We start from the raw sequence: 6,779 nt of genomic DNA on the forward strand, positions 1-6,779 counted from the left end.
CTCTTTATACCTTTGCTTTAGCCGGATAACGCTTTAAAATTTCATAAGCGGTGTTTCGTTTAGCCGCCACGCTCCCAATGTCTTCAATAAGCTCTATCATTTCCGCTTCATTCATGCAAAAACTCGTCCCGGCCGCTTTCACGACATTTTCTTCCATCATCACACTCCCTAAATCATTCGCTCCAAACAATAAGGCTAACTGCCCTATCATAGAGCCTTGAGTAACCCATGAACTTTGTATGTTTTGAATGTTATCCAAAAAAATCCTACTGCATGCCAAATAGCGTAAATACCGATTGGAACTCGCTTTTTTAATGCTTGGGATTTCTTCTTTTAAGGGGGTGTTGTTGGGCTGAAAACTCCATAAAATAAAAGCCCTAAAGCCGCCGGTTTCATCTTGCAAATCGCGCACCCTTTGTAGATGCTCTATTACATCTTCTTCATTATCCACGCTCCCAAACATCATGGTAGCCGTGCTTTTAATCCCACAAAGATGCGCCATTCTATGCACTTCAATCCACCGATCACTACTCAATTTTTTAGGAGCAATGACATCGCGCACCCTATCGCTTAATATTTCTGCTCCCGCTCCTGGAATGGAACTTAACCCGGCGTTTTTCAACCTTTCTAAAACTTCTTTTAAAGACAATTTAGAGATTTTAGAAATGTAATCAATTTCAACCGCGCTAAAACCATGAATGGTAATGGTGGGGAATTTTTGAGCGATATGGCTGACTAAATTTTCATAATAGTCTATTTTGAGCTGCGGGTGCACCCCCCCTTGAAAAAGGATCTGCGTGCCGCCAATAGCGAGCAATTCTTCAATCTTTTGATCAATTTCTTCATAGCTCAACACATAGGCGTCTTTTTCTTTTAAGGTGCGTTTGAACGCACAAAACTTGCAATCCACAAAACAAATATTGGTGTAATTGATATTCCTATCCACAATAAAAGTCGTCAAGTTTTCAGGGTGCAAGCGTTGCTTTACCCTCAAAGCCCTTTGCCCTAATTCTTTCAAGGGCGCGTTTTTCATTAAATCCAAAATTTCTTCTCTGTTGATGCGCATTTTAAAACCTTGTTCCCATAGAAAATTCAAAGTGTTGCGTGTAATCGTCCATGTTGGGGTTGAAGCATAGCCCTTTACATTTCTTGCCATTGCCATCGCCCCATTGGTTGAAAAACGCTATAGGGAAAATCAACACTAAAGGCCCCATGGGCGAAATCCATTCAATCTGTAAGCCTGTAGAAGCCCTCCAAGTCGCTCTTTCAAACCCAGCCCCTATAACGCCATAATCTTTAAAATTCGCTGTTGTGAAGGGAGCGTTATAGAAGAAGCTCCCCCTAGTTGGGGTTTTAAAGGTCAAGAAACCAAAGTCAAAAAACCAAGCTAAACGCATTTTAGCCGCTTTTAACACCCCATAGCTCAATTCTGTAGAAGCGGTGAAGATCCCATCGCCTCCAAGCCACAAGCCAAACTCATCTTTAGGCGTAACCGATCCGTTCCTAAAGCCTCTCACCGTGGTTACGCCCCCCATGTAGAAGGTGGAGTTTAAGGGCAAGTAATCATCGGTGTTATACCTAAAGATATAGCCTCCTTGCGTTTTAAAGCGAGCGATCAAATCTATCAATAAATATTTTTGCAAATGGTGGTAAGCGGCAAATTTACCATAGACTTTAGTGTTACGGACATTCCCGCCTAACCCGTTCCAAGAATTGAGCGTACCAGAGCTTGGCAAGCCAGACATCGTCGCATAGGAGCTAAAGATAACCCCATTTCTAGGGAAATAATAATCATCGGTGTTGTCATAGCTCACATCAAGAGTGAAAGAGCTGGTGATAGGCGTATGGTAATCCCTATCCCAAATACCTTTTATTTCTGGTGAAGTGGTGATCGCTCCAGGGTTAGAACAATTTTCAGGTTGTAAGGGAGTTCTACCGCCTGATAAGCGATTGATAATCACCGATGCGGGGGTAGAACATTGCCTTGGAGCGACCACTTCATTAACAGAGGAATAGTAGCGGTTGTATAAAGGGCTACTGAAACCAAGGAGTTTGGTAACATTCAAGTTATACCCTAAGCTCACATGGGTTCTGTTACCCAGCATGCGCCCGACATTCACCCCAAAGCCCCCGCCTTGTTGGACATATTGGTAGCTTATCCTATAATCCGCATAAAGATTGATCGTAGAGCTATACCAGCTGTCAAAAATCCTTGGATTAGTCAAGCTCAAATTCCCAGCAAACATACGCCCCGCTCCTCTTGGCATGCCCGGATAAGATCTGCCCCCCCCTGTAGCAATGTTAGCATACAAACTCATGCTTTGTCCTGTGCCAAAAAGGTTTCTTTCGCTCACGCTCCCATTAAGCATAAGCCCTCCATAAGAGCCATAGCCTAACCCAAATTGCAACTGCCCGGTGCGCCCCTCTTCTACACTCACTAACAAATCCATAAGCGAGCTATTCACCCTTTTTTCTTCAATTTTGACTTTAGAGAAGAATCCTAAACGCCTTAAAGAATTTTCGGAATTTCTCAATTTGGTCAAGTTGTATTTATCCTTAGGCCCTAACAATAACTCCCTTCTGATGATCCTATCGCTTGTGCGCTGATTTCCTGAAATGATGACATCATTGATATACACCATATCGCCCACTTCAATACGATAAATGACTTTCACAAGCCCGTTTTTTTCATCTTTATCCAAGTCTGGCTTCACCACCGCAAACGCATAACCCTTATCGGCGATTTCGGTTTTTAAAATTTGCGCATCCGCTCTTAAATGCTCAATATTAAAGACATCTTTTCTTTTAACTTTAAGCGCTTTTTCTAAGGTTTTTAAGGGGACTACCGGGTTGTCAATCTCTATTAAAATGTCTGAAATCCTGTATTGGATTCCTTCTTTGACTTTATAATGAAGCTTAGCGTCATGGGTAGAAAAATCCGTTTTCAAAAAAGGCGAAGAAATATGAGCGTCTAAGTAACCCCTACGCATATACACATCTTGGATACGCAAAGAATCGTATTCTAATTGATCTAAACGCAATTTCCCATCATTCAAGCCCCACATCCAGCCCATGAAATCTCGTTGCTTGTTTGCGCTCAAAGATTCAATCATGCGGCGTTTTAATTTCGCGCTTCCCTCATAAATGGATTGTTTGATATAAATACTATCCCCCCTATTCACATCAAACACGATTAATAACGCGCCCTCACTGACCTTTTGGGTGCGCACCTCCACCACGCTCCCATAATAGCCCTGCCCCTCTAAAGCGGTTTTTAAAGCCGTTTTAGCATGCTCTAATTTTTGCTCATCAAAGGTGTCGCCCTTTTTGATCCCCATTTGGGATTTTAAGCCGTCTTTTTCTTTTTCAGTCCCATAACCCTTGATTTCTACCCCGGCAATTCTAGCTTTTTCATCAAAATGAAACTCTAATATGCCGCCCTCAAAAGTGGCATAAACATCTTTAAAATACCCTTGATTGAACAAAGCCAAAACAGCGGTGTCTATTTTTTTAGAATCCACAATATCACCCACACGAATCTTTACAATCTCATTAGCAAGCATGTCAGACATGTAAGAAAGCCCAATATAGGAAACGGACTTGACTTTCATTTCTTTAGGCGTTTGACTTGATTGAGAGGTTTCGTTTTGAGCCTCATTTCTTTGAGTCTCATTTTTTTGAGATTCTTGAGAGGCTTCTTTTGGTGGAGTCAAATCGTTTGGTTTAGAGCCGTCATTTTCTAAAGCCTCAACGCTGGTATTGATACATGCGAAAACAAGAGAAGATAGAATTAATTTTTTAATACTGATTTCCTTAATAGATTTTAGCTTGAGTGTTGTTAGTAGCGTTATTATAACTAATCATTCTTAAAAACGCTAAAGATTATTAAAATTTTTGTATAAAATTATACAAACTATCCCTTTCTACCGCAACAAAACCAGCGTCCTTGATTTTAAATATCAAATCTTCTTTTTCTAAACCATGCCGGCTCTTCGCGCCTGCTGCGCTTTGAATGCTCTCTATCTCTATCGTGCCGTCTAAATCGTTAGCGCCAAATTCTTGAGCCACTAAAGCTAAATTCAAGCCCAAAGTCGCCCAATAAGCTTTAATGTGGGGGATATTATTTAAAAGAATGCGAGATATGGCGATGGTTTTTAAGATTTCTATCGCGCTAGGGGATTTTTCCACTTTCAAATAATTGTTTTCTTTTTGATACAATAAAGGGATAAAAGCGTTAAAGCCCCCTTCTTTATTTTCTACTTTATCTTTAGGGCTTTGGATTTTTTTAATTCTTAGCATGTGATCGATGCGATGGATTTTATTTTCAATATGCCCAAAAAGCATGGTAGCGTTACTCATTTTGCCTAATTTGTGCCAATAAGCATGGATTTCTAACCACCGAGAAGATCCCACCTTACCATTACAGATTTTACGCCTGATCTCTTCATCAAAAATCTCCGCTCCCCCACCAGGCATGGAATCCACCCCAGCTTTGAGCATGTCTTCTAGCACCAATTCAAAAGGTTTGTTGAATTTAGCGCTTAAAAAATGCACTTCTGCAGCGGTCATGGCCTTTAAATGCAAATTAGGCATTTCTTGCTTAATGGTTTCAAACACCTTTAAATACCATTCATAAGAGTAATTAGGGTTATGAGCGCTCACGATATGGACTTCTTTAATCCCCTTATTGTAGGAATTTTTAACCTTTTCTAGGATTTCTTCTAAGCTCATTTCATAAGGGTTAGGGTTTTTTCTGTGGGCTGAAAAAGCGCAAAATTTGCAAGCGTCCGCGCAAATATTGCTAGGGTTTAAATGCCTATTGACATTAAAATACACGATTTTTTGGTGCATGTTCTGGCGCATGCGATCCGCTACTTCCCCTAGCGTGTATAAATCATAATCATAAAGCCTCACTAATTCCTTACTTTCAGTCACTTGATTGTCTAATACTTTTTCTAAAAAGTCCATGGTTGAATTGCCCTTTCGTTTTAAAAATAAACATTGTAGCATTTTTAGATTTAAGAATGCTTTTTATACATTAATTATATAATAATACCCCCCCTTTAACCCCCTAATTGGTGCCAACCCCTTTTTTACCTAATTCTCATTAAAAGGATTTTTATGATAAATCTAAGCTCTGTCAAGCCATTAGCTGGCCATTAGCTGGTGTTCTTTCTCATTTTTGTAAGTTTTTAAAAATTTTCATACTCTTGTTTACTTTTTCATTATCATTTATGCTATAATTATGGGACAACTTAAACCAACACAAAGGAGATACTATGTTATCAAAAGACATCATTAAGTTGCTAAACGAACAAGTGAATAAGGAAATGAACTCTTCCAACTTGTATATGAGCATGAGTTCTTGGTGCTATACCCATAGCTTAGATGGCGCGGGGCTTTTCTTATTTGACCATGCGGCTGAAGAATACGAGCATGCTAAAAAGCTTATCGTCTTCTTGAATGAAAACAATGTGCCTGTGCAATTGACTAGCATCAGTGCGCCTGAGCATAAGTTTGAAAGTTTGACTCAAATTTTCCAAAAAGCCTATGAACATGAGCAACACATCAGCGAGTCTATTAACAATATCGTTGATCACGCCATAAAAAACAAAGATCATGCGACTTTCAATTTCTTGCAATGGTATGTGTCTGAACAGCATGAAGAAGAGGTGCTTTTCAAGGATATTTTGGATAAAATTGAGTTGATTGGTAATGAAAACCATGGCTTGTATTTGGCTGATCAGTATATCAAAGGGATCGCTAAAAGCAGGAAATCTTAATTTTAGGGTCATTGAGTGCAAAAACTAGCCGTTTTTGATTTTGACTCCACGCTAGTCAATGCTGAGACGATTGAGTCTTTAGCGAAAGCGTGGGGGGTTTTTGATGAAGTGAGAAAAATCACTTCACAAGCCATGAATGGCGAAACAGACTTTCATAAAAGTCTTATTTTAAGGGTTTCTAAACTCAAAAACATGCCCTTAAAACTAGCCAAAGAAGTTTGTGAAAGTCTGCCTTTATTTGAAGGAGCGCTTGAGCTTGTTAGCGCCTTAAAAGAGAAAAATTACAAGGTGGTTTGCTTCAGCGGAGGCTTTGATCTAGCGACGAATTATTACAGGGATTTATTAAATTTAGATGCGGCTTTCAGTAACACGCTGATGGTGGAAAATGGCGCCTTAAACGGTTTGGTTACCGGGCATATGATGTTTTCACACTCTAAAGGCGAAATGCTCCTTTCCTTACAACGCTTGTTAAATATCAGTAAAACGCGCACTTTAGTCGTGGGCGATGGAGCGAATGACTTGAGCATGTTCAAACATGCCCACATCAAAATCGCTTTCAACGCTAAAGAGATTTTAAAACAACACGCCACGCATTGCATCAATGAGCCTGATTTAGCCCTAATCAAGCCTTTGATTTAAAAAATTTTTTTGTAAAATATTCCTTTAAATCATAAGGATAGCCATGTTCCAGCCCCTATTAGACGCTTATATAGACAGCACCCAAATAGAAGAGACAGCCCATAAGCCCCCATTAAATGCAGCCCTAGCCAATTGGTGGCCTTTGGATAAAAAAGAAAGCAAAGGGTTTAGAAAAAAATTTATTTTACATTTCATTTTAAGCCAGCATTACACAATCACTTTACACCGAAACCCTGATAAACCTGCGGACATCGTTTTTGGTAACCCCCTTGGATCAGCCAGAAAAATCTTATCCTATCAAAACACTAAAAGAGTGTTTTACACCGGTGAGAACGAAGTCCCTAATTTCAACCTCTT

General features: G+C 39.8%; 5 protein-coding genes and 1 pseudogene. 3 read left to right on the plus strand and 3 right to left on the minus strand.

The window, feature by feature from the left end:
• Positions 1–4 precede the first annotated feature (4 nt).
• The 3 genes from DBU79_RS06110 to mqnE all read right to left on the minus strand — a co-directional run bounded on the left by DBU79_RS06110 (position 5) and on the right by mqnE (position 4,968).
• Complete coding sequence (locus tag DBU79_RS06110; RefSeq protein ID WP_001873862.1) at positions 5–1,066, minus strand: dehypoxanthine futalosine cyclase; 1,062 nt, start codon at positions 1,064–1,066, stop codon at positions 5–7.
• Between the two features lies 1 nt (position 1,067).
• On the minus strand, positions 1,068–3,803 hold the full coding sequence (bamA, locus tag DBU79_RS06115; protein WP_154411871.1) for an outer membrane protein assembly factor BamA: 2,736 nt from the start codon (positions 3,801–3,803) through the stop codon (positions 1,068–1,070).
• An 82-nt stretch (positions 3,804–3,885) separates the two neighbouring features.
• Positions 3,886–4,968 carry an aminofutalosine synthase MqnE gene (gene mqnE / locus DBU79_RS06120; RefSeq protein ID WP_000346634.1) on the minus strand — a complete coding sequence of 361 codons (1,083 nt, stop codon included), beginning with the start codon at positions 4,966–4,968 and terminating at the stop codon, positions 3,886–3,888.
• Between the two features lie 311 nt (positions 4,969–5,279).
• On the opposite strand from mqnE, the gene DBU79_RS06125 reads away from it, so the two are divergent.
• From DBU79_RS06125 to DBU79_RS06135, 3 genes and pseudogenes are all read left to right on the plus strand, one after another.
• On the plus strand, positions 5,280–5,783 hold the full coding sequence (locus DBU79_RS06125) for a ferritin (RefSeq protein WP_000949215.1): 504 nt from the start codon (positions 5,280–5,282) through the stop codon (positions 5,781–5,783).
• A 15-nt stretch (positions 5,784–5,798) separates the two neighbouring features.
• Positions 5,799–6,422 carry a phosphoserine phosphatase SerB gene (serB, locus tag DBU79_RS06130; RefSeq protein ID WP_154411872.1) on the plus strand — a complete coding sequence of 208 codons (624 nt, stop codon included), beginning with the start codon at positions 5,799–5,801 and terminating at the stop codon, positions 6,420–6,422.
• Positions 6,423–6,465: 43 nt separating this feature from the next.
• A pseudogene (locus DBU79_RS06135) lies at positions 6,466–6,779 on the plus strand (glycosyltransferase family 10 domain-containing protein); the annotation flags it as partial.

This window comes from Helicobacter pylori (assembly GCF_009689985.1).
Lineage (GTDB): Bacteria > Campylobacterota > Campylobacteria > Campylobacterales > Helicobacteraceae > Helicobacter > Helicobacter pylori_CG.